Source organism: Myxococcus sp. AM011, from assembly GCF_013372595.1.
Classification (GTDB): Bacteria; Myxococcota; Myxococcia; order Myxococcales; family Myxococcaceae; genus Myxococcus; species Myxococcus eversor.
On the sequence record NZ_JABXEM010000618.1, the window covers coordinates 1 to 535 of the forward strand.

Annotated in this window: 1 protein-coding gene; it reads right to left on the bottom strand. The window is 57.4% G+C overall.

What is annotated here, in order from left to right; translation table 11 throughout:
- Nucleotides 1-46: 46 nt before the first annotated feature.
- Nucleotides 47-364 (bottom strand): flagellar transcriptional regulator FlhD, encoded by a 318-nt coding sequence (gene flhD / locus HUW62_RS47685; protein WP_004627783.1) that lies wholly within the window; start codon nt 362-364, stop codon nt 47-49.
- Nucleotides 365-535 lie beyond the last annotated feature (171 nt).

Here is a 535-nt window from a genome sequence, read left to right on the forward strand (position 1 = left end):
CCAAAGTGCAATCTCTGAACCCGGCGGAACACCCGCCGCAAACGGTTCAGCTGATCTGCTCAACCGCCTGACGTGCCAGCAGAATCGACATTTGCGATTGCTGCAGGCCCTTGTCACGGTGCGGCTGGGTCACCAGACCCAGGATGGCGTGATCGTCGAAGCGGAAGCGGCACAGCATCATGTTCGTGCTGGCCAGCTTGACGATCTGCGCGGGCGACATCGTCAGCAGGATGTCAGCCAGTTCTTCGGAGATGCCGAGGCGAAACAGTGCGGCATCACGATCCTTGGCCAGCATCTGCTGGGCAAGCATCAAATAGGTGAGATTCAGTTCGCTGATCTCGGAAACAATGTCTTGCGTGTCCATGTATGTCCCGTCGTGTGCAGTAAAAGTACAACTTGCATCCGGTCTCGCATGGTGATGTCCGGTTGGCGCTATTTTTTTGCGCCTACCCTCGCCGGGCTGTTCACCAATCCCCACAGATCGGATGTTTCCTGCAGTCGGCACCGTTGCCGGCACTTCCTGCCCCTTCTTACT